This is a genomic window from Phenylobacterium sp., from assembly GCF_036963605.1.
Classification (GTDB): Bacteria; Pseudomonadota; Alphaproteobacteria; order Caulobacterales; family Caulobacteraceae; genus Phenylobacterium.
In genome coordinates this window covers 1-22,311 of record NZ_JBALUY010000006.1, presented here as the reverse complement: position 1 = coordinate 22,311, position 22,311 = coordinate 1, and the positions used below count along the sequence as shown (strand labels likewise).

Sequence of the window (22,311 nt, the reverse complement as noted above, 5' to 3'; positions counted from 1 at the left end):
GCTTGCCCACACCTAAGGCAGGGGGGTGACGAGGGCGAGACACCCCGCCACGGCCCAGCCGACAAATCCTCCCTTGGTGCGCGCAAGGGTCTCGAGGGCCGTCACGTCGGGGTCACCGGGCGGGCCTAAGCTGCAAAGGATCAAGAGGTTACCGCCGAACCCTGGAGGCAGGATGCTAGAGCTGCGCAACGTGACCAAGCGGTTCGGGGAGGTCAGCGCCGTCGATGGCGTGTCCTTCAAGTGCGACCGCGGCGAGTTCATCGGGGTGATCGGACGCTCAGGCGCCGGGAAGTCCACCCTGTTGCGCATGATCAACCGGCTCGCCGATCCGACCTCGGGCCAGATCCTCTGGGACGGCGAGGATGTCGGCAAGCTGAAGGGCAAGCCGCTGCGCCGCTGGCGTCGCCGCTGCGCCATGATCTTCCAGCAGTTCAACCTCTGCCCACGCCTGGACGTGATCACCAATGTCCTGGTGGGCGTGCTGGCCGAGCGGCCGACCTCCACCTCCCTGTTAAAGATTTTCCCCGCCGAGGACCGCGCCCGCGCCATCCTCGAGCTGGATCGCCTCGACATGGCCCAGGTGGCCCTACAACGGGCCGCCACGCTTTCGGGCGGACAGCAACAGCGGGTGGCCATCGCCCGCGCCATGCTGCAGGAGCCGGATATGCTGCTGGCCGACGAGCCTGTGGCCTCGCTGGATCCCATCAACACCGAAGTGGTGATGGAGGCGCTGGAAGACGTCTGCCGCGAACGCGGCATTCCTGTGATCGTCAACCTGCACAGCCTGGACATCGCCCGGCGCTACTGCACGCGCATCATCGGCATGTCGAAGGGCAAGATCATCTATGACGGCGCGCCGTCGGGCCTGACGCCGGAGGTGATCGACAGGATCTACGGCGTGCGAACCGGCCGCGCCGGCCGCGCCTTCGCCACCCAGGCCGTGGCCGCCGCCTGATGGGTCTGAAACTCGCCGACCGGCCCCTCGCGCCGGGCTACCGCTATTTCGAACGGTTCACGCCGCCTGTCGAGCCAGCCGAGAAGGTTCGCGGCCCCGAGCCCGCGATCAACGCCCAGGCGCAGGTGCATGACAGCATCCTTGGCCCCTGGTGCCGGGTGGGCGCGCGCACCAGCCTGTCGGAAACCGCCATGGGGGCCTTCAGCTATATCGTGAACGATTCCAGCTCGGCCTATGCCGAGATCGGCAAGTTCTGCTCGATCGCCAGGGACGTCCGGATCAATCCGGGCAACCATCCCACCTGGAAGGCGGCGCAGCACCATTTCAGCTACCGCGCCATCTCCTATGAGCTGGGCGAAGAGGACGACCAGGACTTCTTCGACTGGCGCCGTTCGCATACCGTCACCCTCGGTCACGACGTGTGGCTGGGCCATGGGGTGACCGTGCTGCCGGGGGTCACCGTGGGCACGGGCGCGGTTGTCGGCGCCGGCGCGGTGGTGTCCAAGGATGTCGCCCCCTTCACCATTGTGGGCGGGGTGCCGTCCAAGCCGATCCGCGAACGCTTCCCCAAGGCGGTGCAGGACGGCCTTCTTGCGATCGCCTGGTGGGACTGGGAACATGAACGCCTCGCCGACGCCCTCGACGACTTCCGCGCCCTCGACGCCGACGCCTTCGTCGAAAAGTACGCCTAAGGGCGGCTTGCTGATCCTGGTGGTCGGCCCCTCGGGCGTCGGCAAGGACACGCTGATGGACGGCGCGCGCCTCGCCCTGGCCGACGATTCCGAGGTGGTGTTCGTACGTCGCGACATCACCCGTCCGGCCGAGGCTGGCGGCGAAGACCACCAGCCGGTCAGCGAGGCGGAGTTTCTCCGCCGCGAGCAGGCCGGTGACTACACCCTGTCCTGGCGCGCTCACGGGCTCTGTTACGGCGTGCCGGCGGATATCCTGCAGGATCTGGCCATGGGCCGCCGCGTGGTGGCCAATGTGTCCCGCGGGGTGATCGACGAGGCCCGACGCCGACTGGGGGCCGTCCGTGTCGTGTCGGTCAGCGCCGATCCCGAGCAGCTCGCCGAGCGCCTTCGCCAACGCGGTCGCGAGTCCGAAATCGAGATCGCCGACCGTATCGCCCGCGCCCAGGCCTACGCCATCGCCGGTCATGACGTGGTCGAACTGCGTAACGACAGCGACCGCGAGAGTGGGATCGCCGCGCTGATCGCTGCGATCTGCGACTAGGCCCGCGCCGTCTCGCTGGCGAAGCTGAAGCGGGACATGACCTCGAAGGGCGCGTCGCGGTCGGCCTGGCGGTAGATGGCGACGCTGTCGAAGCGGTGCGGCCCGGTCACATAGGCGAAGAGCTGCAGCAGGGTCTCCAGCACGCGGGCGCGAAGGGCGTCGTCGGCGATTCCACTGGTCAGCGTCATGTGGAAGCGGAAGTCGTCGAAGATGTAGGGATAGCCCCATTCCAGCATCCGGGCGTCCTGGGCCGGGGTCAGGCCCGCCTTGCGCCGGCGGGCGATGTCGGCCTCCGACAGGGGGGCGCGGAAGGGATCGAAGTCCCGCACGCAGGCCTCGGCCAGGGCGTCCATGGCGGGGCAGGGGTCATTGAGCCGGAAGGCCAGGAAGCGGCCGAGCGCCTGGGGCGAGATGGAGGCCTCGAACGCGGCCCGGCGGCCGGCGAAGCCCTCGGCGAAGTCCAGCAGGTCGCGCTCGCTCGCGCCGTCGGCCAGCTCGAACGGGGCCTTCAGGGTGGCGTGGAAGCCATAGCCCCGGGGGCTGGCGGTCAGGGCGTCCAGGTCGAGGTCGGCCAGGGCCGGGATGGCCGGCCGGACGCAATCGACCTTGCGGTGCGGATCGCGACCGAGCCAGGCGCAGGCCAGGTCCCAGAGGTCCCCTTGCGGGTCGGGGGCGTAATAGACGGCGTAGCGGGGGCTCATGCCACCCGCGCGCCCTGACGCCAGACTTCCACCGGCACGGGCCAGCCCAGGCTGCGCCGGGAGACGCGAACCAGGTCGGCGCGCTGGCCGGCGACGATTTCGCCGCGGTCATCAAGGCCCAGGCTGCGGGCCGGGGCCGAGCTGACCGTGGCCATGGCGTGCTGCGGCGCCCAGCCCAGGTCGTCGATCAGCATGAAGGCGGAGCGCAGCATGGAGAGGGGCACATAGTCCGAGGCGAGGATGTCGAGCACGCCGGCCTCGGCGCTCTCACGGGCCGACAGATTGCCCGAATGCGAGCCGCCGCGCACGAAGTTCGGCGCGCCCATGGCCACGAACATGCCCAGATCACGCGCCTTGCGGGCCGCCGTGAGGGTCACCGGGAACTCCGCGATGACGCAGCCGTCGTCATGGGCCTCTTCCACATGGTCCAGGGTCTCGTCGTCGTGGGCGGCCAGCGGCAGGCCATATTCCCGGGCGAAGGCGACCACCTTGCGACGGTTATCATAGGCCACGCCCGGATCACGGCCGGAATGGCGTCGCGCCAGCATTTCCTCGATCTCGTCAGCTGTGCGACCGGCCGCGGCCATCCGCTCCTGCAGGCGATCCACATTGGCGGTCTGACGCTGGCCAGGGGTGTGGTCCATGATCGACAGCAGTTTCAGACGCGGATTGTCGGCGTGCGGCTCCAGCAGGTTGAGCAGCTCGGGATTGGTCACTTCGCAGCGCAGGTGCAGCAGATGGTCAGCGCGCAGGGCGCCGTCGGTCTGCGCCTGGTCCATGCCGCCGATCATGGGACCCAGCGCGTCCTTGCGGTCCAGGCCGTCCTTGCGGCCATGCAGGCTCAGAGAGTCCAGCACGGTGGTGATGCCGGCGGTGACGCACTGGCCGTCATGGGCCAACGCCGCCCCATAGGCGTCCCAGAGGGCGCCGGGACGGGGCTGGTAGTGCTTTTCCAGGTTGTCGGTGTGGATATCGATCAGGCCCGCGACCAGCACATCGCCAGTCCAGTCCAGCGCGCCGGAGGGGGCGGAGGCCCGGGCCTCCACGGCGGCGATGACGCCGTCGCGGAGGACCAGTTCGGCGGCGATCTGGCCCGTGGGCGTGATCACCTGGTCGGAGAAGATGCGGGTCTCGGTCATGGTCACGCCGCCGCCTTGAACTGGGCGACTTCGAACAGCCGGCTGGCCACCGAGTCGCGGACATCGAGGTCGTGGAAGATGCCGATCATGGCGGCGCCCTCGGCCAGGGCCTCGTTGATCAGCCGCACGACGATGGCGCGGTTCTCCGCGTCCAGGGAGGCTGTGGGTTCATCCAGCAGCAGCACGGGATACTTGCGGATGAAGCTGCGGGCGATGTTCACCCGCTGCTGCTCGCCGCCGGAGAAGGTGGCCGGCGGCAGGTCCCAGTGGGCCTGGGGCAGGCGGAGCGCCGACAGGAGCTCGCAGGCGCGGTCCTTGGCCTCGTCGAACGCGACGCCGTTTTCCAGCAGGGGCTCCATCACCAGCTGCAGGGTCGGCACCCGGGGGATGACCCGCAGGAACTGCGAGACATAGCCCAGGGTCCGGCGGCGGACGTCCAGCACCTCGTGGGGACTGGCCTGGGTGATGTCCACATAGGCGCCGTCATGCCAGACCTTCACCGCCCCTTGGGTCGGCAGGTAGTTGCCGAAGATGGAGCGCATGAGGGTCGACTTGCCGACGCCGGACTCGCCGGCCAGCACGACGCATTCGCCGGCGGCGACCTGCAGGGTCAGGTCCTGGAAGACCGGGATGGTGGCCGCCTCGGCATTATGCAGCACGAAGATTTTGGCCAGGTCTTCGACGATGATCAGGGGTTTGTCGGTCATGGCTCTAGATCTGCAGGACGGAGGAGACGAGGAGCTGGGTGTAGGGGTGCTGGGGATCGTCCAGCACCTGGTCGGTGAGGCCGGTTTCCACCACCTCGCCACCCTTCATGACCATCAGGCGGTCGGCCATCAGCCGGGCCACGGCCATGTCGTGGGTGACGATGATCACCGCCAGGCCCAGGTCGCGGACCAGCTCACGCAGCAGGTCGAGCAGGCGCGCCTGAACCGAGACGTCGAGGCCGCCGGTGGGCTCATCCATGAACACCAGGCGCGGGCCGTGGATCAGGTTGCGGGCCACCTGGATCCGCTGCTGCATGCCGCCGGAGAAGTTGCGCGGCTTGTCGTCGATGCGGCGGGTGTCGAGCTCCACCCGGTCCAGCCAGTCGATGGTGGCCTGGCGCATATTGCCGTAGTGGCGACCGCCCAGGTTCATCAGCGGCTCGGCGACATTGGCGCCGCCGGAGACCCGCATGCGCAGGCCATCGCGCGGGTTCTGGTGCACGAAGCCCCATTCCTCGCGCTGCATCCGGCGCCGGTCGGGCTCGGACATGCCGTAGATGTCGGTGAGGCCGAAGCGGCGGGTGTCGAAGCGGACCTCGCCCGAGGTCGGCGTCAGCTTGCCGGAGATGCAGTTGAGCAGGGTGGTCTTGCCCGATCCGCTCTCACCGACGATGCCGAGCACCTCGCCCGGACGCAGGTCGAAGGCCACGTCGCGGCAGCCCAGGACATGGCCGTACCACTTGGTCAGGCCCTCGACGCTGAGCAGCGGCGCTGGCGCTATTCTGCCAGGGATGGCGTTCATTGGGCGGGCTCCTTCAGGGCGGCGTCCTGGTCGAGGGTGTGGCCGGCCATGGGGCCGACATGGCCCGCCTCGCGGCGTTCGGCGCAGTGGTGGCTGTCGGAGCAGACGAACATCTTATCGCCGGCGTCATCGAGGATGACCTCATCGAGGTAGGAGTCCTCGGCCCCGCAAAGGGCGCAGGTCTCTTCCCAGGTCTGGGTCTCGAAGGGGTAGTCCTCGAAGTCCAGGCTGCGCACGCGGGTGAAGGGCGGCACGGCGTAGATCCGCTTTTCCCGGCCCGCCCCGAACAACATGACCGCTTCGTTCTGGGCCATCTTGGGGTTGTCGAACTTGGGGATCGGCGAGGGCGACATCAGGTAGCGCTCCTCCACCATCACCGGATAGCCGGCGGTGGCGGCGATGCGTCCATAGGTTGAGACGTTCTCATAGAGCGAGACGTACTGCAGGCCGTACTCTTCGTAGGCGTGCATGGCGCGGGTCTCTGTCTCGCGCGCTTCCAGGCCGCGCAGGGGCTCGGGCTGAGGCACCTGGTAGACCAGGACCTGGCCCTGCTTCAGGGGCTTTTCCGGGATCCGGTGGCGGGTCTGGATGATGGTCGCCTCACCGGTGTCCTCGGTGGTGGCCACGTCGGCCACATTGGCGAAGAACCGGCGGATGGAGACGGCGTTGGTGGTGTCATCGGCGCCCTGGTCGATGCACTTGTAGACATCGTCGGGGCCGATGATCGCGGCGGTCAGCTGGATGCCGCCGGTGCCCCAGCCATAGGGCACGGGCATTTCCCGCGAGCCGAAGGGCACCTGGTATCCGGGGATGGCCAGGGCCTTCAGGATCGAGCGGCGGATCATCCGCTTCGTCTGCTCGTCGAGATAGGCGTAGTTGTAGTAGCGCTCGGGCGCATTGGCGCGAGCCGGGACGGGCGTACTCATTCTGCGGCTTCCTTCAGGGCGGCGCGGCGCTCGAAGTGCTCCTTGCGGAGCCGGCGGATCAGTTGCAGGTCGGCCTGGAAGTCGACGTAGTGGGGCAGCTTCAGGTGCTGCACGAAGCCCGAGGCCTCCACATTGTCGGAGTGGTAGAGGACAAACTCCTCGTCCTGCACCGGCGCGTCGGCCTGTTCGCCCACTTCGCGGTGACGCAGGGCGCGGTCGACGATGGCCATGCTCATGGCCTTGCGCTCGCAGTGGCCGAAGGTCAGGCCATAGCCGCGGGTGTACTGCGGCGGACGCTCGGCCGAGCCGGCGAAGCCCGACAGCATGGTGCATTCCGTCAGGGTGATCTCGCCGATCTCGATGGGGAAACCGAGTTCGTCGGGCACGAATTCGACGGCCACTTCACCCAGGCGGATCTCGCCGCAGAGGGGGTGGGTCGAACCCCAGCCGCGCTGCGAGGAATAGGCAAGGCTGAGCAGGAAACCCTCGTCGCCCCGGGCCAGGGCCTGCAGGCGCTGGTCGCGATCGGCGGGGAATTTCATCGGCTGGCGGGTCAGGTCGTACGGCTCGGGCGCCTCATCGGTGCGGACGTCGTGCTCCAGCAGATCCTCATGCCGGAACACCGAGGCGATGTTGGGCATGGGATAAACCTGGGGCTCTTCGGCCTGGGGCGCGGGCTCAGGGGCCACGCCGCCTTCGGCCGCCAGGGCGAAGTCGAGCAGGCGGTGAGTGTAGTCGAAGGTGGGGCCCAGCACCTGGCCGCCAGGAATGTCCTTGAAGGCGGCCGAGACACGGCGGCGCACCGCCATGGCTTCGGTCTCCACGGGCAGGGAGGCCCCGAAGCGGGGCAGGGTGGTGCGATAGGCCCGCAGCAGGAAGATGGCCTCGGGCAGATCGCCTCGGGCCTGCTTGACCGCAAGCGCGGCCAGGTCGCGGTCGTAGCAGGAGCCTTCGCTCATCACCCGATCGACGGCGAGCGACAGCTGTTCGCGAACCTGCGCCACCTCCAGTTCGCCGACCGTGGGATCGCCGCGGCGATCCTCGGCCAGCCACTGGTGCGCGTGGGTGATCGCCTTCTCGCCGCCTTTGACGGAAACATAGGCCATGTCAGCCTCCCTTGATCTGAGCGGTTGTGGTGCGCGGCAGGGCGAGCAGCTGGTCGTCTGAGACCAGCAGAACGTCGACGCCGAACTGGAACTGCGCCTGGTTGGCCTCGATCTGCGTCCAGAAGTCCTGGGGCAGGCCCTGGGGCGCGATATCGGTGGTGGTCTGGATGCCCGGGCCGCTGAGCGTCACCGTCGGGCCGCCCTCGAGGGAGGCCAGCTGCAGGATCACCGTGGTGGAGCGGTCGGGGTACTTGGCGTCGCCCTGGTTGAAGGCGGCCAGGTTCGGCGCCTTGGCCATGTCGGTGACGATGGCGAAGGCGGCGTCCTGGGCGTTGGTGGTCAGCGGGCAGCCGCAGTGGAAGCGCAGCCAGGCCTCGGCCTCGGAGTCGGCCAGGGTCGGGTCGAGCCAGACCTGAGTCTCGAAGTCGAACAGGGTGAGCGCCACGGCGCCGGCCGCCTTGCCCAGCCCGGTCGGGGCCTGGGGCGCGCGGTCGAAGCGGGTGATGCGGCCGGGGCGGGCCATGCATTCCATCACCTCGCGGAACACCGCCTGGCTTTCGCGGACAGGGTCGGCGAAGGCCGGGGCGATGCGGCTGAGATCGAGGGTGGCGACGCTCATTGGGGGCCTCGGGTGCGAACCATGGTGAAGAAGTCGACCTTGGTGGCCGCGGCCTTGCGGGCGGCGGTGTCGCGGCGCTCGGCCTGGGCGCGGGCCAGCTTGGCGACCACGGCGCCCTCGACCGCCGGGCGAAGGGCCGGGGCCTGCATCATGGCGTCGACGGCGGCGGCGAGTTCGGCGTGGCGACGGTCGCGGCCGGCGACATAGCCGATCCCGGTCTCGCCGCTGTCCAGCCGCACCGCGGCGCGGGTGACGGTCATCTCCCCCACATTGAAGGCGTCGCCGGCGCCGCCCATGCGGCCGCGCACCAGCACAAGACCGGTCTCCGGCGCGCGCAGCGCCGAATAGGTTGGGGCTTCGGCCAGGGCGTCCCAGGCGGCGATCATCTCGGCGGGCTGCGCCTTGGCCAGGATGGACAACCAATTGCGGCGCTCGACGTTCGCCGTCTCGTGGACCGGTTCAGCCGGCATGTCTCACCTCGACAAGTAAGTAAAATGTTGTATTCGTCCTATGCATTGGGTATTCGAAAGCCGAATTGGCGACAACAAGCCAAGTATGAAAGTTATTTTACAGTAGTAAAACTTGTCTAGAACATCCGACGTAGACTGATCACGAGGTGATGGAATGTCAGGTGGAATGCCGTTGTGGCGAGAGATCGCCCAGTCGCTGGAGCGGCAGATACGATCGCGCGAACTGACTCCGGGCGACAAACTGCCCACCGAACACGAGTTGTCGCGTCAGTTCATGGTCAACCGCCATACGGTGCGGCGCGCCCTGTCCGACCTGCAGGAAAAGGGCATCGTCGAATCGACTCAGGGACGCGGCAGCTTCGTGCGCCGCCCGTCGCGGCCGGCCCGCCTGCAGAAGCGGCCACGCTTTACCGAAGCCGTCCTGCGCAGCGGGGCCGAACCCACCACCCAGATCCTCAAGCTTGAAGTGCGCCCGGCGATCAGCGCCGTGGCCGAGGCCCTGGGCCTGAAGGTCGGCGCCCCCGTGATCTTCATGGAGCGGCAGCGTTTCGTGGACGGCGAGCCGACGGCCCTTGGCCTCCACCATTTCAGCTTCGAGCGGTTCCCGACCTTCATCGAGATGTACAAGGTCCGCGGCACCATCACCCAGACCCTGCGCGACAGCGGCGTGCCCGACTATACCCGGCGGCGCACCTCGATCTCGGCGCGCCTGCCGACCCCGCAGGAGGCCGAGCAACTCCACGTGCCGCGCCATGTGCCCCTGATGATCCGAAGGTACCTCAATGTGGACGGCCTGGGCCGCCCGCTGGAATTCGGCGAATCCCGCTCGACCGCCGAGATCGAGATCATTTTCCAGGACCCCGAGCGGGACTGAGTTTCTAGAATTTTACCAGGAGAAGAGCGTGGAACTGGCGTTTCGAAACGCGCGCGTGGTGACGGGCGACGAAGACTTCATCGGATCGGTGCTGGTGCGTGACGGCGTGGTCGCAGAGGTGAGCCCTGGCGCCGGGGGCGTCGGGGAAGATTTCGAGGGCGACGTCCTGATGCCCGGCGTCGTGGACCTGCATACCGACAGCCTGGAAAAGCACTATTTCCCCCGGCCCAATATCGACTGGAATCCCGTCTCGGCGGCGGTGACCCATGATGGCTGCTGCCTGTCTGTGGGGGTGACCACCATCCTCAACTCCCTGACGCTGGGCTCCTTCAATCCCTCGGCGGCGCGGAACACCGACAATCTGCGGCGACTGGTCGATGGGCTCCACGACGCCCAGGACCACGGCATGCTGCGGGCCGATCACAGGATCCACTGGCGCTGCGAGACCACCGCCGATGATCTCCGCTCGCGCCTGGAGGTCATGGCCGATCATCCGATGACGGCCATGTTCTCGCTCATGGACCACACGCCAGGCCAGCGGCAGTACCGTAATCTGGAGAAGCATCTGGCCAACTGGCAGGCCAATGGCATGAGCGAAGCCACCGCCCTTGAGCGTCTCGCCCAGGTCCGTGACCGCCAGGCCCGCAACGCCGAGGGCAACCGCACCCACGTGGCGCAGATGGCCAAGAGCCGTGGGACCCCTCTGGCCAGCCACGACGATGAGAGCCTGGCCCATGTGGACGAGGCCGCCGATCTCGGGGCCACCGTGGCCGAGTTTCCCGTGACGGCCGAGGCCGCCCGCCGGGCCCGAGAGCGGGGCATGGTGGTGGTCATGGGCGGCCCCAACCTGATCCGCGGCGGCTCCTACTCCGGAAACGTGCCGGCCGCGGAGCTCGCCCAGGCCGACCTGCTCGACGCCTTCGCTTCGGACTATGTCCCCCGCAGCCTGGTGGAGTGCGCCTTCGCCATGACGCGGGAGCCGTTCGGCTGGAGCCTCGCTCAGGCGGTCGCCCTGGTCACTGCCGGGCCGGCCCGGGCCGTGGGACTGGACGACCGGGGCGAGATCGCGCCCGGGCGCCGGGCCGACCTGCTGCGGGTGCGCTTGGCCGGCGACCTGCCCCTGGTGCGCGGCGTCTGGACCCAGGGCAAACGGGCCGCCTGATCACTCGGACCAGCCATGCGGATCGTCACCCTCAACACCTGGAAGAACGAAGGCCGGTACGACCACCGGCTCGCCCTGATGGCCGAGGGCCTAGCCGCCCTCGCGCCTGACGTGGTGTGCCTGCAGGAGGCCTTCCAGGCGCAGGGCCGTGACACGGCCGCCCGTCTGGGAGAGGCCCTGGGCCTGTATGTCTCGATAGAGCCCGCTCGACGTAAGGCCCGCCTCCACGAGGGCCGACCCATGGACAGCGCTTCGGGGCTGGCCATTCTGTCGCGGGCGGCGCCGCAGGCGAGGGGCCGTATCGCCTTGCCCGTCGATCCAGCCGACGGCGAACGCATCGCCCAATGGATTCAGGCGACGCCTGATCTGCGCATTCTGAACCTGCATCTCACCCATCTTAGAGGCTCGGAGGCCTCGGCCCTTCGTGGACGGCAGCTGGCGCACGCCATGGCCGAAGCCGCTTCGCCGGGATCCAGGCTGCTGGCGGTCGGGGATTTCAACGCCCCAGCGACCGCGCCCGAGCTTGCGGCGGTGGCGGCCGGCCTCGATCCCGCCGCGCCGCCCACATTGCAGGGCGAGCGCGCCGGGCGGCCGATCAGCCCCGCGGGCGCGGCGATCGATCACGCCATTCTCGTCGAGACTGGCCGTTGGCGCCTCGTCAGCCGATTCAACGCCCTGGATCGGCCCGATGCGGACGGCTTCTTCCCCAGCGACCACGCCGCCGTCGTCGCAGATCTCGCACGGGCCTGAGGGCCCGCCTCAGTCTTGAGACTCCGCAAAAAAAAAGCGCCCCAGCAAAGCCGGGACGCCAAGGCATGTCCGTTGGCGAGCCGCGATCACGCGGCCCGCCAGGGACAGGGGATTAGAAGGTGGCGCGGACGCCGGCCATGAACTTGCGGCCGAAGCCTTCGATTTCGTAGGGGCGGTTTTCGACGCCTTGGTAGCGTACGCCGCGCTCGTCGGTCAGGTTGTTGCCGTCGAAGAAGACCGAGAAGTTGGGATTGATCTCGTAGCGGATCGACAGGTCCCAACGGGTCGTGGCGTCCCAGTAGAGGTTGGAGTTGTCGGAGCTGCCGCTCGGGAACACCTCGTCCAGCCAGGCCGTCCGGTGCTGGTACGACAGCCGGGTCGAGAGGCCGTAATTCTCGTAGAACAGCGTGGCCGAGGTGATGCGGTCAGACGTGCCCGGGAACTCTACCTTGGGACCTTCGGGGGTCTCGAACTCCCCCTTGGTGAACGACACGCTGCCTTGGAAGCCGAAGCCGGACAGCGGGCCGGGCAGGAAGGTGAAGGGCTGGTTGTAGATGAACTCCACGCCGCTCAGATAGCCGTCGCCGCCATTGACGGTGGCCGAGATCAGGTACTGGCTGCGGTCAACTCCGTCGAAGTTATAGCTGTCATCGCCGACCACCTGGGTGGACGAGAACAACACGTCCTTTACTTCGCGGTGGAAAGCGCTGGCGGCCAGCAGCGAAGCTGGGCCGAAGTACCACTCCACCGAACCGTCGAGACCATAGGCCGTTTCCGGGACGGCGAAGGGGTTGCCGCCGCTGATGGTTTGGGCGTTGTCGTTGACCGAAACCGTCGCCCGCAAGCCGGCGAGACTGGGGCGCGCCTGACCCGAGATGAAGGCCGCACGCAGCTTCAGGTCGTCGGAATAGTCGAAGGTGTAGTGCAGGCTCGGAAAGATGTTGGTCTCTTCCGACGAGAAGCTCAGCGGCTGCAGGACGCCGCCGGCATTGGCTAGGCCGTCGGTCTCGATTTCCGTGCGCTCGACGCGCAGGCCGCCGACCAGGGTATGGCGATCCCAGCGCCAGCGGTTCATGACATAGCCGGACAGGACCTTTTCATCGACCGTGTTGTCGGCGCGGGTGTCCCAGTCATAGACGGCATAGTTGGCGCCGGCTGCGTTGGCCGCGCGCGCAGCGTCCATCAACTCGTCCAGCTTGGAGCGCATCGCCGGGTTGTGCATGTAGCCGACGGTGAAGCCGTGGTCGAAGTTGGTGTCCCACGGCACGGTGGTCACGTAGGAGTAGGGATTCCAGTCGATGCCCAGTTGGGCGGCGATGGTCCGCAGGTTGAAGCCGTTGCGGTTGCCTGACACGACGGTGCCGTCCGGCCGCACCAAGGCGACGGTGCGGCTGTCCTGGCTACGGTCGTCGAACTGGAAGCCGGCGGAGAACAGGGCGTCGGCGCCGAAGCTTTCCCACTCGCGGCTGATGTCACCCTTGGCCGTGAAGGCGTCGGTCTCCAGCAGCGAGCTCGATTCTGTAGCGAACTCCTCATTCAACGACATCTGATCCAGCGAGGTGCGCGCCGGGCCACGTGTCGGAACGCCACCCACCAGGATGGTGTCGTACATCGTGTTATGCGGGAAGCCGCCGGAGACAGCGTTCACCTGCGTCACGATCGATGGCAGAAGCAGGGCGTTGGCGAGGGTCGGCGTAGAGGAGAGCCCGCCGGCGGTCTGCTGGGTGACCAGCGGGATGTCGCTGTTGAACTCGGTCTCGGTGTAGGCCAAGTCCCAGTTGCCTTTCCAGCCTCCCCATTCGTGGTCGCCATGCAGGTTGGTCAGCTTCACGCTGTTGGAGAAGGTGCCGTACTCAAAGGTTGCATCCTGCGGCACGCCGACGCCTTCGAAGGTGTCGAAGTTACGCGTGGTGATCTGATAGGCCCGGTCGTACTGGAAGCGGTTCTGGTTGCGCTCTTCGAAGTCGTTGAATTCGGTCTTCAGGTGGGTCAGGCGGAACCGGTGGTTGTCATTCGGAGCGTATTCGATGCGGCCCGAATAGGACTCCGTCTGGCGGGTGATGATGTACTTGGTGATGCGGAGCTGTGTGATGCCCACATCATCGAACCGCGGTTCGGAGTTGTCGGTGTGCTGCTCGAAGGAATAGTGCGAGCCGATCAGGCTGACACCCCAGGTGTCGTTGGCCCAGGACAGGCGGCCGGAATACTGTTCCACCGGGCCATCGCCCATGTCCACAAAGCCGCCGCCGGCGTCGAAGAAGCCATGGAAGCCCGGGTTGTCGAGCGGTGAGAAGGTGCGGATGTCCACCCGTCCGGCCAGGGCTTCGGCGGGCATGTTCGGCAGCAGGGTCTTGCTCAGCGTCAGTTCGCTGATCTGGGCGGCCGGCACGGAGTCGAAGCGGAAGATGCGATTCTCAGCGCCAAGAACGTTGACGCCATCGAGGGCCACCGTGGTCCAGCGCGTCGGGGCGCCACGGATCTGGATATAGCGCTCCTGGCCCTGGTCGCGCTGCACGCCGACGCCGGGAAGGCGGGCCAGCGCGCCGGCGGCGGTGGCGTCGGGGAAGCGGCCGATGGTGTCTGAGGCGATGACGTTGACGATATTGTCGGACGCCTTCTGGATCTCCAGCGACTTTTCGATGGAGTCGCGGATCGGGGTGGCGGTGACCACGACTTCCGCGACCTCCGCCTCTTGGGCCAGGGCAGGCGCCGCGGCGGCGGCCAGAATGGGCAGAGAGGCCGAGACGGCCAGAAGAGCACGGCGCGTGCGAGCGCCACTATGGCGCGCGGCTGGGCGCAGATGATTGGATGACATGGGTCCGTCCCCCTTGTTGCTGTGATCAGCGGACGGGAGCCTCGACTAGGCTACGCTGGTGTCATCCATTCGTGGGTTTGGTGATGTCTCGATGTTGTCGCCGGGACTTGTCGGTTAGACAGGGGCGGGCGACGCACCTATCCCGAGGGGACAAGTGCGCCGACCAACCTAGCCGTGCAGCTTTTTGGCCACCTCGGCGATACGGCGGCCCTGATAGCGGGCGCCGTCCAGTTCGGTCTGGCTTGGCTGGCGCGAGCCGTCGCCGCCGGTGATGGTCGTGGCGCCATAGGGGCTGCCGCCGGTCACTTCGTCCAGGCGCATCTGGGCCTGATATCCATAGTCCATGCCGACCACCACCAGGCCGAAGTGCATCAGGTTGGTGATCAGCGAGAACAGCGTGGTCTCCTGGCCGCCGTGCTGGGTGGCTGTGGCGGTGAAGGCGCCGCCGACCTTGCCGTTCAGTGCGCCGCTGGCCCACAGGCCGCCGGCCTGGTCGAGGAAGTTGGCCATCTGCGAGGCCATCCGGCCAAAGCGCGTGCCGACGCCGACGATGATGGCGTCATAGTCCGCCAGGTCCTGAATGGACGCCACCGGCGCCTCCTGGTCCATCTTGTAGTGGGCCGCCTTGGCGACCTCTTCGGGCACCAGGTCGGGGACCCGCTTGATGTCAACCTGGACGCCGACTTCGCGGGCTCCCTCGGCCACGGCCTTGGCCATGGTTTCGATGTGGCCATAGGCCGAATAGTAAAGGACCAGAACCTTGGTCATGTCGCGCTCCTGCAGATTGGAAAATGGGGAGGGGACGCGGCCTTAGGCCGCGTCCACCAGGACGAGTTCGGAGTCTTCCAGGGCGGTGATGGTCAGGGACGTCTCACCGGTGATGGCGGCGCCGTCCCGGGCCTCCAGGGTCACGCCATTGACCTCCACCCGACCCTTGGCCGGCACCAGATAGGCGTGGCGCGCGGCGTCCAGGACATGCTCGGTGGTCTCACCGGCCTTCAGGGTCGCCCCCAGGACGCGGGCAGGGGTGCGGATCGGCAGGGCCTCGCCGTCGTTCTCGAAGCCGCTCGCCAGGGTCACGAAGCGCCCCGACCGGTCGCCCTTCGGAAACGGCTTGGCCCCCCAGGCCGGCGCGCCGCCGGTCCGCTCGGGCTCGATCCAGATCTGGAAGATGCGGGTCGTGTCGCTCTCCAGATTGTACTCCGCATGGCGGATGCCGGAGCCCGCGCTCATCACCTGGACGTCGCCGGCCTCGGTGCGGCCCTTGTTGCCCAGGCTGTCCTGGTGGGTGATGGCCCCCTCGCGGACATAGGTGATGATCTCCATGTCTGCGTGGGGATGGGGCGGAAAGCCCGAATTCGGCGCGATCTCGTCGTCGTTCCACACTCGGATCGGTCCCCAGCCCATGCGCTGCGGATCGAAGTAGTTGGCGAAGGAGAAGTGGTGGCGGGCCTTCAGCCAACCGTGGTCGGCGCCGCCCAGTTCGGAAAACCCTCTGCGCTCAATCATCTCTCAAACCTCCGCGCCGTCGTCGGCGCCGTTGCTTGCCCGCGCCCTCGTAGGCGCCATTGCTTGAGGAGAAGATAGGCCACATGATCGGATTAGAAATAGAAACTACCGAAAAGCATCGTTTCCATAAACATGACGTCGTTACCTGACCTCGAGGCCATGGCGATCTTCGCCAAGGTGGTGGAGATGCGCTCCTTCTCGGCCGCCGCCGCCGAGCTCAAACTGTCCAAGGCGACGGTCTCCAAGGCGGTCACCCGCCTGGAGATGCGCCTGGGCGCGCGGCTGTTCAACCGCACCTCGCGCCGCCTGGCCCTTACCGAAAGCGGCGCGCGGCTGGCCGACCGCGCCCGTCAGCTGCTGGCCGACGGAGAGGCGGCCGAGGACGAAATCCTGGCCCAGTCGTCCCAGCCACGCGGGCTGGTGCGCCTGGCCGCGCCCATGTCGTTCGGGCTGATCGAACTTGCGCCCCTGCTGCCCGAGATCCTGGCCGCCTATCCGGAAGTGGCCATCGATCTTCACATGAGCGATGAGGCCATTGATCTGGTCGGCATGGGGTTCGACATGGCCCTGCGGATCGCCAGCCTGCCGGACTCCTCTCTGATCGCCCGGCGGATCGGGCCGGTGCGCCGACATGTGGTCGCGTCACCGAACTACCTGGCCCGCCATGGGCGTCCGACCCATCCCAGCCATCTCGCCGAGCACGCCTGTCTGGGCTACGCCTATCTGCCGAGCCCGGAGACATGGCGCTTCGTCAATGCGACAGGCGAGGAGGTGTCCGTGCGCCCCAGCGGGCCCCTGCGCGCCAACAACGCCGAGGCTCTGTTGCCGGCCCTGGAGGCGGGCCTCGGCCTCGCTGTCCAGCCCGATTTCATTGTCCGAGACTGTCTGGCGGCCGGGCGGCTGGAGGTGGTGCTGGAGGGCTGGAGCCCGCCGCCGGTGGCCCTGCATCTGGTCATGCCGCCGGGCGGTCCGCGACCGGCGCGGGTGGAGGCGGTGGCGAGCTTGCTGACCAGGCGCCTGGCGCAGCGATGTGCGATCGCCATCTCGTCAGTCTCGACAGCCGACGTATCGTGAGCCAGGGATAGGGCGATGGGCAAGCCTCTGGGAGCCGTCATGAGACCGCGAAAGGCCTTCGCCTGCGTGATCCTGGCCGCAACGGTCGGGCTTGCGGGATGTGGCTCGATTTCCCGCCCAAGCGCGGACCTGGTCGAGCTGTCGGCCCCGCCTGAGCCCACCCCTTTGGACGCCTTCCGCTTCGTCGCCACAGACGAGGCCGGCAGCCAGGCCTTCCTTGAAAGCTGGCGGGCCCAGCGCAGTCAGGCCGACGAGGGTGTGACCGTGCTGGCGGTGTCCGGCGGCGGCGCCAACGGCGCGTTCGGGGCCGGCCTGCTGGTGGGCTGGACGGAGGCGGGAACGCGTCCCGTCTTCGACATTGTCACCGGCGTCAGTACGGGGGCCCTGATGGCGCCCTTCGCCTATCTCGGCCCTGAATGGGACGCCGAGCTGACCGCCGCCTATACCGATCCGGACGCGGCCCGCCTGACCGAGGGGCAGTGGGGCCTGCTGCGGCGGCCCAGCCTCTACAGCGACCGCTCGCTCCGCGCCCTGGTAGGCAAGTATGTCGACAGCCCTCTGTTGAGGGCCATCGCAGTTGAGCATAAGGCCGGCCGGCGCCTGCTGGTGGCGACCACCAATCTCGACGCCCAGGAAGAGGTGATCTGGGATATGGGCGCCATCGCCCTGGCCGGCCAGGCGCCAGGCCAGGCTCCGGCCGCCCTGGCGTTGTTTCGCAACGTGATGGTGGCCTCAGCCAGCATCCCAGGGGTCTTTCCGCCGGTGATGATGGATCCTGGGCGCGGTGGTGATCTTGCCGAGATGCATGTGGACGGCGGCGTGACCACCCCCTTCGTCCTGGCGCCCGCCACCATGTCATTCTGGGAGCCCAAGAGCGCCCTGGCGCCAACTGATCTCTATGTGATCATCAACGGCGAGATCGAGGCTCGGCGCACCATCACCAAGGGGGCGACCCTGCCGATCCTGATGCGCAGTTTCGACACCATGTCGAAGGCTGATCTGCGGGCGCACCTGCTGGCCAGCGTCGCCTTCGCCGAGCGGAACGGCGCGGCCCTGCGCTACGCGGCCATCCCGACGGAGCTGGGCGCCGACAGCCTGGCCTTCGACATGGAGTCCATGGGCAAGCTGTTCGACGCCGGACGCGCCGCCGGGGCGGCGGGCACGGCGTTCCAGGAGGTGATCCCCGAAGACATTTCGCACCCAGCGGGACCGCCGTAGGCGAGCAGGCTCAGGCTGCGGTCGAGGCGGCAGGGGCGGTTCCGGCCTGGGCTTCGGCCTCGCCCGGCTTGGCCAGCCGCACGCTGCGGCCTTCGAACACGGCGCCGGTTTCCATGGCCAGCTGTTCGTGGGCGATGTCGCCCTCGATATGGGCGGTGCCATAAAGGCGCACCTGCCGGGCCTTCATGGGGCCTTTCACATGGCCGCGGATCTCGGCGATCACGGCCACCACGGAGCCCTCGATGCGGCCCTGTGGACCAAGGCTGAGCTTGCCGACGCGGATGTCGCCGCGCACCAGGCCGTCGATCTGCACCTCGGCCTCGCCGGCTATATCGCCCTGTACACAGAGGCCCGGACCGATCAGCGACGCCGCTTTGGGCTTCGGCGCAGGCTGCGGCGGCTGGGCGCGCAGGGCCTGATCTTCGTCAGGCCGGCGCTGAGGTGAAGTCTTGCTGGATTTGTCGAACATGGCGCGTCCCGTCCCGATACGTTTCGACACGTACCGTGCAAACTCAAGGCCAGTTCGAGATCAACGTTCCGCCAGCGCCCCTCTGACCAGGCGGGCATAGAGGCGTTCCTCCAGGCCCCGGGGTTTCGAGAGGCCCAGGCGGTCCAGCGCTGCGACCAGGCCGGGCGGATCTTTGCCGGGCGTCAGGCCGCGCAAGGCCAGGGCGGCGATATCGGTCTTGGACGCCGCCGCGGCCTTGATCTTCTGCAGCGCCGGAGCCAGGTCCTGCTCGACCTGCGTCATCTCGCTGCCGAAAGGGAAGGGCGGCAGGTCGCCGGCCTTGCGGAACGGCTCCAGCCGTTCGCCGACGACCGCAGCCGTATTGCCGGCCGCGAAGGCGCTGATCCTGTGGTCGCCCGGGAGCTTGCCTGCGGCCTTGGCCTGATCCGCCAGGGTTTCGTGGAAGGCGGCGTCGGCCACCTCCAGCATCCGAGCAATCACCTCGCCGTCCCGGGCGCCGCGCAGATCGGCGACGCCATACTCGGTCACCACCATGTCGCGCAGGTGCCGGGGAATGGTGGTGTGGCCATAGGACCAGCGGATGTTGGATTCCGGCCCATCGCTGGCCTGTCGGCTGGCCGGCAGGGTCATGATCGACCGGGCGTCGGGCAGGGCGAAGGCCTGGGCGACGAAATTGTACTGGCCGCCGACCCCGCTCACCACCCGGCCGTCCTCCAGCGCGTCGGAGGCCACGGCGCCGAGCAGGGTGGCGATCATGGCGTTGTTGACGAAGCGCGCGCCCTTGCGATCAGCCACCCGCTTGTCGAAGTCCGCGCCGTGCAGCTCGTTGACGAAGCCCACATCGGTCATCCGGAACTTGGCGCGCTCCTCCAGCGGCATGTCGCGCAGGGCGGCGTAGAAGTCCCGCGGCGCCAAGAAGAAGGCGGCGTCCAGCACCGCGCCGTCCACCTCGCGTTTCAGAACGCCGGCGCGGTAGAGCTCTAGGAAGGCGTCCACGAACATCTCGGTGGCCGCATAGATCCCCTCCTCGAAGGGCGCGGTGTGGCGCTGGAGCCGATCATCGGGCGGGGTCAGCGCCTTCAGAATCTCCACGAACCTGACCGGCTGCCGGTGACGCAGGATCAGCGCATGGGCCACCGCATGGCCCATGGAGCCGATGCCGATCTCCAATGTGCCGCCGTCGGGGATCAGGCTCGCGACGTGGAAGCCCATGGCGTAGTGGGTCAGGCTGACCGGCTGCTTGGGCGGGCCAGGCAGGGGAAACTCCACCTCCGGGCTCTCCAGCATCATGGCGAAGACCTCAGGCGGCAGTTCGCCGGGACCTGGCATGTAGGGCAGTTCGGAATTCACCTGGCCCACCAGGATGAGGTCGCTCCGGCCCTCGGCCTTGGCCTTGAGGAGTTCCAGGGTCAGGTCGGTGTTGCAGGAGAGGCTGTAGCTTTCGGCGTCGTCCCGCTCGCCCTTGGCCACCAGCTGGGCGACCACATTGCAGCCGCGTTCCAGGATGTAGCGGCTAGCGTGGGTGTAATTGGCGCTGATGTAGTTCTGCTGCACCTCGGGATCATTCAGCCACATGCCGGCCTGCAGGAAGAACTCGTCCACCTCGATATTGGGCGGCAGGCCGCCCCGGCGCTGGGCCTGGGCGTAGGCCAGTTCGGGATAGCCCCCCAGGGTGCGTTCCAGTATCGGCCCCATGAACCGCTTTTCCAGCAGGCTGCCGGGTTCTGGCGGCGTCAGGGTCAGCGCGGTGAAGATCCGCAGCGAGATCGAGAGGTCGGTGGCCGCCCGGGCATAGAGGGCGTTGGCGATATGGTTGGCCTTGCCCAGGCCGAGCGGCAGTCCCAGCACCACCTTGCCGTCCAGCCGTTCGATGATGGCCCTGGCGACATCGTCGGCCTGGGTCATCCGCAGCATGGCCGAACTCACGTCAGACGATCCCAACCCTGGTCGGGACGGAAACGCTCGCCATGGATGGCGGCGAGCTCATCCATGCGGGTCTTGAGCGTCTGCGCGCCGGCCTCGCGGGCATAGTGGATCGGGCCGCCGCGGAAGGGGGCGAAGCCGGCGCCGAAGATCATCGCGCCATCGACCACGTCCTCGTCCGCGACCACGCCCTGGCGTAGGCATTCCAGGCAGGCGTCGATCATCGGCAGGATCAGGCGGTCGGTCATCTCTTGGGTCGGCTTGGCGAAGGACCTGGCCTTCTGGGCTTCTCCGTCCTTCCAGGCGTAGATGCCCTTGCCGGTCTTGCGGCCCAGGTCGCCCGCCGTGACCTTGGCGCGCAGGGTGTCGGGCGGGACGGGCAGGGGCTTTTCCAGGTTTGCCTTCAGGCTGTCGGCGACGGCGATGCCCACATCCAGCCCCACCTGGTCGGCGAGCGTCGCGGGGCCTACCGGCATGCCGAAGGCTTCGGCGGCGGCGTCGATGGTTTCGGGCGCGTGGCCTTCCTGCATCATCACCATGGCTTCGAGCATGTAGGGCGTCAGCGCCCGGTTCACGAGGAAGCCCGGCGCACTGCGCACCGGCGCCGGCAGACGGTCGATGGCGCCCAGGAAGGCCTTGGCCAGATCGAGCGTCTCGCCTGAGACCCCTTCATGGGTGACGATCTCCACCAGCTGCATCCGCGAGACCGGATTGAAGAAGTGTATGCCGATCAGCCGCTCGGGCTTTGAAAGCCCCTCGGCCAGGTCCTCCAGCCGTATCGAGGAGGTGTTTGTGGCCAGCACCGCGCCGGGCTTCATGCGCGGCTCGAGGTCGGCATAGATTTTCTTTTTGAGTTCAAGCTTTTCCGGCGCCGCCTCGATGATCAGGTCGGCATGGCGGACGCCGTGGCCGTCCGGGTCTGGGATCAGGCGGTCCAGGGCGTCACGGGTCTTGGCGCTGTCGTGCCCGAGCTTGGGATAGAGGGTCGCAGCGCGGCCCACGGCCTGGGCGATGATCTCGGGCTTCAGGTCGGCCAGGGTGACCTTGATCCCGTGCCAAGCCGCCCAGGCGGCGATGTCGCCCCCCATGGCGCCGGCCCCGATGACATGCAGGTGGCGCGGCGGCATCGCCTCGACCTCGGTCAGCCGCTTCATCTTCTCCCGCAGGAAGAAGACGCGGATCAGGTTCTGGGCGGCGTCCGTCGTCATCAGCCGGGCGAAGGAGGCGATCTCGGCCTTGCGCATCGCCTTCAGGTCGTCGCCGTGTCGCTCCCACAGGTCCGCCAGGGCGCCCGGCGCGGGATAGTGTTCCGGCGGCGCCTGCTTGGCGGCCTGGCTGCGCATACGATCAGCCGCGGCGCGGCGGGGAAGATCGGCGTGCAGGATACGTTCGGTGACCTGGTGGCGCAGCCGGCCCAGGCGGCCGGGCTTGGACGAGCGGAACTCGCCCCGGGCGACCGCGGCGACGGCGGCGCGCACATGGCGCTCTTCGGTGACGGCGTCGGCCAGGCCGATGACCTTGGCCTCCCCCGGCCGTTTGGCCTTGCCGGTCAGCATCATCTGCATGGCTTCCAGCGGGTCGATCAGGTCCAGCAGGCGGGCCGTGCCGCCCAGCCCCGGATGCAGGCCGAGCTGAACTTCCGGAAATCCGAGGCGCGCCTCGTCGCCGACCAGGATGCGGTGGTCGCAGGCCAGCGCGATCTCCAGTCCACCGCCCAGGGCGTAACCATGGATGACGGCGACCGTCGGCATGCTGAGCTTGGCGAGGCGATCGACCACCTCGTGGGCGCGGGTCATCCGCTGCTCCATCTCCTGGGCGTCGCGGGCGCCGACAAAGGCTTTCACATCGGCGCCGGCGAA

Annotated in this window: 22 protein-coding genes; 8 read left to right on the top strand and 14 right to left on the bottom strand. The window is 67.9% G+C overall.

Annotated features, from left to right (window positions below; genetic code table 11):
* The first annotated feature begins 172 nt into the window (after positions 1 to 172).
* Genes phnC through phnN form a run of 3 tightly spaced genes read left to right on the top strand, consistent with a single transcriptional unit; the run spans position 173 to position 2,188 of the window.
* A complete protein-coding gene (gene phnC, locus V7702_RS02270) occupies positions 173 to 955 on the top strand; it encodes a phosphonate ABC transporter ATP-binding protein (protein ID WP_335648524.1) in 783 nt (260 codons plus the stop codon).
* A complete protein-coding gene (locus V7702_RS02265) occupies positions 955 to 1,647 on the top strand; it encodes a hypothetical protein (protein ID WP_335648523.1) in 693 nt (230 codons plus the stop codon). Before phnC ends, V7702_RS02265 begins: the two co-directional genes overlap by 1 nt.
* Before the next feature lie 7 nt (positions 1,648 to 1,654).
* Positions 1,655 to 2,188: a phosphonate metabolism protein/1,5-bisphosphokinase (PRPP-forming) PhnN gene (gene phnN / locus V7702_RS02260; RefSeq protein WP_335648522.1), complete on the top strand. Its 534-nt coding sequence runs from the start codon at positions 1,655 to 1,657 to the stop codon at positions 2,186 to 2,188.
* Here phnN and V7702_RS02255 read toward each other — a convergent pair.
* From V7702_RS02255 to phnG, 8 genes are read right to left on the bottom strand one after another with little or no spacing between them, the layout of a single operon-like run.
* Positions 2,185 to 2,889 (bottom strand): DUF1045 domain-containing protein, encoded by a 705-nt coding sequence (locus tag V7702_RS02255; RefSeq protein WP_335648521.1) that lies wholly within the window; start codon positions 2,887 to 2,889, stop codon positions 2,185 to 2,187. The two genes, phnN and V7702_RS02255, sit on opposite strands and share 4 nt — an antisense overlap.
* Positions 2,886 to 4,028, bottom strand: coding sequence for an alpha-D-ribose 1-methylphosphonate 5-triphosphate diphosphatase (locus V7702_RS02250; protein ID WP_335648520.1), 1,143 nt, complete (start codon positions 4,026 to 4,028; stop codon positions 2,886 to 2,888). The genes V7702_RS02255 and V7702_RS02250 overlap by 4 nt, the downstream gene beginning before the upstream one ends.
* A 2-nt stretch (positions 4,029 to 4,030) precedes the next feature.
* Positions 4,031 to 4,735, bottom strand: a complete 705-nt coding sequence (gene phnL, locus V7702_RS02245; RefSeq protein WP_335648519.1) for a phosphonate C-P lyase system protein PhnL — start codon at positions 4,733 to 4,735, stop codon at positions 4,031 to 4,033.
* Positions 4,736 to 4,739: 4 nt separating this feature from the next.
* Positions 4,740 to 5,537: a phosphonate C-P lyase system protein PhnK gene (phnK, locus tag V7702_RS02240; protein WP_335648518.1), complete on the bottom strand. Its 798-nt coding sequence runs from the start codon at positions 5,535 to 5,537 to the stop codon at positions 4,740 to 4,742.
* Positions 5,534 to 6,463: an alpha-D-ribose 1-methylphosphonate 5-phosphate C-P-lyase PhnJ gene (locus tag V7702_RS02235; protein ID WP_335648517.1), complete on the bottom strand. Its 930-nt coding sequence runs from the start codon at positions 6,461 to 6,463 to the stop codon at positions 5,534 to 5,536. Before V7702_RS02235 ends, phnK begins: the two co-directional genes overlap by 4 nt.
* The gene (locus V7702_RS02230; RefSeq protein ID WP_335648516.1) at positions 6,460 to 7,569 is read right to left on the bottom strand and encodes a carbon-phosphorus lyase complex subunit PhnI; all 1,110 of its coding nucleotides are present in this window, start codon (positions 7,567 to 7,569) and stop codon (positions 6,460 to 6,462) included. Before V7702_RS02230 ends, V7702_RS02235 begins: the two co-directional genes overlap by 4 nt.
* A gap of 1 nt (position 7,570) precedes the next feature.
* Positions 7,571 to 8,188 carry a phosphonate C-P lyase system protein PhnH gene (phnH, locus tag V7702_RS02225; RefSeq protein ID WP_335648515.1) on the bottom strand — a complete coding sequence of 206 codons (618 nt, stop codon included), beginning with the start codon at positions 8,186 to 8,188 and terminating at the stop codon, positions 7,571 to 7,573.
* A complete protein-coding gene (phnG, locus tag V7702_RS02220; RefSeq protein ID WP_335648514.1) occupies positions 8,185 to 8,658 on the bottom strand; it encodes a phosphonate C-P lyase system protein PhnG in 474 nt (157 codons plus the stop codon). The genes phnH and phnG overlap by 4 nt, the downstream gene beginning before the upstream one ends.
* A gap of 166 nt (positions 8,659 to 8,824) precedes the next feature.
* On the opposite strand from phnG, the gene phnF reads away from it, so the two are divergent.
* Genes phnF through V7702_RS02205 form a run of 3 tightly spaced genes read left to right on the top strand, consistent with a single transcriptional unit; the run spans position 8,825 to position 11,444 of the window.
* Entirely contained in the window at positions 8,825 to 9,532 is a 708-nt protein-coding gene (gene phnF / locus V7702_RS02215) for a phosphonate metabolism transcriptional regulator PhnF (protein WP_335648513.1), read from the top strand.
* A gap of 28 nt (positions 9,533 to 9,560) precedes the next feature.
* Positions 9,561 to 10,694 carry an alpha-D-ribose 1-methylphosphonate 5-triphosphate diphosphatase gene (locus V7702_RS02210; protein WP_335648512.1) on the top strand — a complete coding sequence of 378 codons (1,134 nt, stop codon included), beginning with the start codon at positions 9,561 to 9,563 and terminating at the stop codon, positions 10,692 to 10,694.
* A gap of 15 nt (positions 10,695 to 10,709) precedes the next feature.
* Positions 10,710 to 11,444 (top strand): endonuclease/exonuclease/phosphatase family protein, encoded by a 735-nt coding sequence (locus tag V7702_RS02205; RefSeq protein ID WP_335648511.1) that lies wholly within the window; start codon positions 10,710 to 10,712, stop codon positions 11,442 to 11,444.
* A 112-nt stretch (positions 11,445 to 11,556) separates the two neighbouring features.
* Here the strand turns inward: V7702_RS02205 and V7702_RS02200 are convergent, their stop codons facing one another.
* The 3 genes from V7702_RS02200 to V7702_RS02190 all read right to left on the bottom strand — a co-directional run bounded on the left by V7702_RS02200 (position 11,557) and on the right by V7702_RS02190 (position 15,768).
* Positions 11,557 to 14,259, bottom strand: a complete 2,703-nt coding sequence (locus tag V7702_RS02200; protein WP_335648510.1) for a TonB-dependent receptor — start codon at positions 14,257 to 14,259, stop codon at positions 11,557 to 11,559.
* Positions 14,260 to 14,427: 168 nt separating this feature from the next.
* A complete protein-coding gene (gene wrbA / locus V7702_RS02195) occupies positions 14,428 to 15,027 on the bottom strand; it encodes an NAD(P)H:quinone oxidoreductase (RefSeq protein WP_335648509.1) in 600 nt (199 codons plus the stop codon).
* A gap of 42 nt (positions 15,028 to 15,069) precedes the next feature.
* Positions 15,070 to 15,768 carry a pirin family protein gene (locus tag V7702_RS02190; protein ID WP_335648508.1) on the bottom strand — a complete coding sequence of 233 codons (699 nt, stop codon included), beginning with the start codon at positions 15,766 to 15,768 and terminating at the stop codon, positions 15,070 to 15,072.
* 132 nt (positions 15,769 to 15,900) lie between these two features.
* Here V7702_RS02190 and V7702_RS02185 point away from each other — a divergent pair, with 132 nt between their 5' ends.
* On the top strand, positions 15,901 to 16,842 hold the full coding sequence (locus V7702_RS02185) for a LysR family transcriptional regulator (protein WP_335648507.1): 942 nt from the start codon (positions 15,901 to 15,903) through the stop codon (positions 16,840 to 16,842).
* A 39-nt stretch (positions 16,843 to 16,881) separates the two neighbouring features.
* Positions 16,882 to 18,060, top strand: a complete 1,179-nt coding sequence (locus V7702_RS02180) for a patatin-like phospholipase family protein (protein WP_335648506.1) — start codon at positions 16,882 to 16,884, stop codon at positions 18,058 to 18,060.
* A gap of 10 nt (positions 18,061 to 18,070) precedes the next feature.
* Here V7702_RS02180 and V7702_RS02175 read toward each other — a convergent pair whose 3' ends face one another.
* The 3 genes from V7702_RS02175 to V7702_RS02165 all read right to left on the bottom strand — a co-directional run.
* Positions 18,071 to 18,529, bottom strand: a complete 459-nt coding sequence (locus tag V7702_RS02175; protein WP_335648505.1) for a bactofilin family protein — start codon at positions 18,527 to 18,529, stop codon at positions 18,071 to 18,073.
* Positions 18,530 to 18,589: 60 nt separating this feature from the next.
* The gene (locus tag V7702_RS02170) at positions 18,590 to 20,455 is read right to left on the bottom strand and encodes an acetyl-CoA hydrolase/transferase C-terminal domain-containing protein (protein WP_335648504.1); all 1,866 of its coding nucleotides are present in this window, start codon (positions 20,453 to 20,455) and stop codon (positions 18,590 to 18,592) included.
* A partial coding sequence (locus V7702_RS02165) for a 3-hydroxyacyl-CoA dehydrogenase NAD-binding domain-containing protein (RefSeq protein WP_335648503.1) occupies positions 20,452 to 22,311 on the bottom strand: 1,860 nt, incomplete at its 5' end. The genes V7702_RS02165 and V7702_RS02170, both read right to left, overlap by 4 nt.

Coding starts and splice junctions, on each gene's coding strand:
- V7702_RS02175 (WP_335648505.1), bottom strand. CDS start 18,529: ATGTTCGACAAATCCAGCAAGACTTCACCTCAGCGCCGGCCTGACGAA.
- phnC (WP_335648524.1), top strand. CDS start 173: ATGCTAGAGCTGCGCAACGTGACCAAGCGGTTCGGGGAGGTCAGCGCC.
- V7702_RS02255 (WP_335648521.1), bottom strand. CDS start 2,889: ATGAGCCCCCGCTACGCCGTCTATTACGCCCCCGACCCGCAAGGGGAC.
- phnG (WP_335648514.1), bottom strand. CDS start 8,658: ATGCCGGCTGAACCGGTCCACGAGACGGCGAACGTCGAGCGCCGCAAT.
- V7702_RS02265 (WP_335648523.1), top strand. CDS start 955: ATGGGTCTGAAACTCGCCGACCGGCCCCTCGCGCCGGGCTACCGCTAT.
- V7702_RS02230 (WP_335648516.1), bottom strand. CDS start 7,569: ATGGCCTATGTTTCCGTCAAAGGCGGCGAGAAGGCGATCACCCACGCG.
- V7702_RS02185 (WP_335648507.1), top strand. CDS start 15,901: ATGACGTCGTTACCTGACCTCGAGGCCATGGCGATCTTCGCCAAGGTG.
- V7702_RS02205 (WP_335648511.1), top strand. CDS start 10,710: ATGCGGATCGTCACCCTCAACACCTGGAAGAACGAAGGCCGGTACGAC.
- wrbA (WP_335648509.1), bottom strand. CDS start 15,027: ATGACCAAGGTTCTGGTCCTTTACTATTCGGCCTATGGCCACATCGAA.
- V7702_RS02235 (WP_335648517.1), bottom strand. CDS start 6,463: ATGAGTACGCCCGTCCCGGCTCGCGCCAATGCGCCCGAGCGCTACTAC.
- phnH (WP_335648515.1), bottom strand. CDS start 8,188: ATGAGCGTCGCCACCCTCGATCTCAGCCGCATCGCCCCGGCCTTCGCC.
- V7702_RS02250 (WP_335648520.1), bottom strand. CDS start 4,028: ATGACCGAGACCCGCATCTTCTCCGACCAGGTGATCACGCCCACGGGC.
- phnK (WP_335648518.1), bottom strand. CDS start 5,537: ATGAACGCCATCCCTGGCAGAATAGCGCCAGCGCCGCTGCTCAGCGTC.
- V7702_RS02190 (WP_335648508.1), bottom strand. CDS start 15,768: ATGATTGAGCGCAGAGGGTTTTCCGAACTGGGCGGCGCCGACCACGGT.
- phnL (WP_335648519.1), bottom strand. CDS start 4,735: ATGACCGACAAACCCCTGATCATCGTCGAAGACCTGGCCAAAATCTTC.
- V7702_RS02200 (WP_335648510.1), bottom strand. CDS start 14,259: ATGTCATCCAATCATCTGCGCCCAGCCGCGCGCCATAGTGGCGCTCGC.
- V7702_RS02180 (WP_335648506.1), top strand. CDS start 16,882: ATGAGACCGCGAAAGGCCTTCGCCTGCGTGATCCTGGCCGCAACGGTC.
- phnF (WP_335648513.1), top strand. CDS start 8,825: ATGCCGTTGTGGCGAGAGATCGCCCAGTCGCTGGAGCGGCAGATACGA.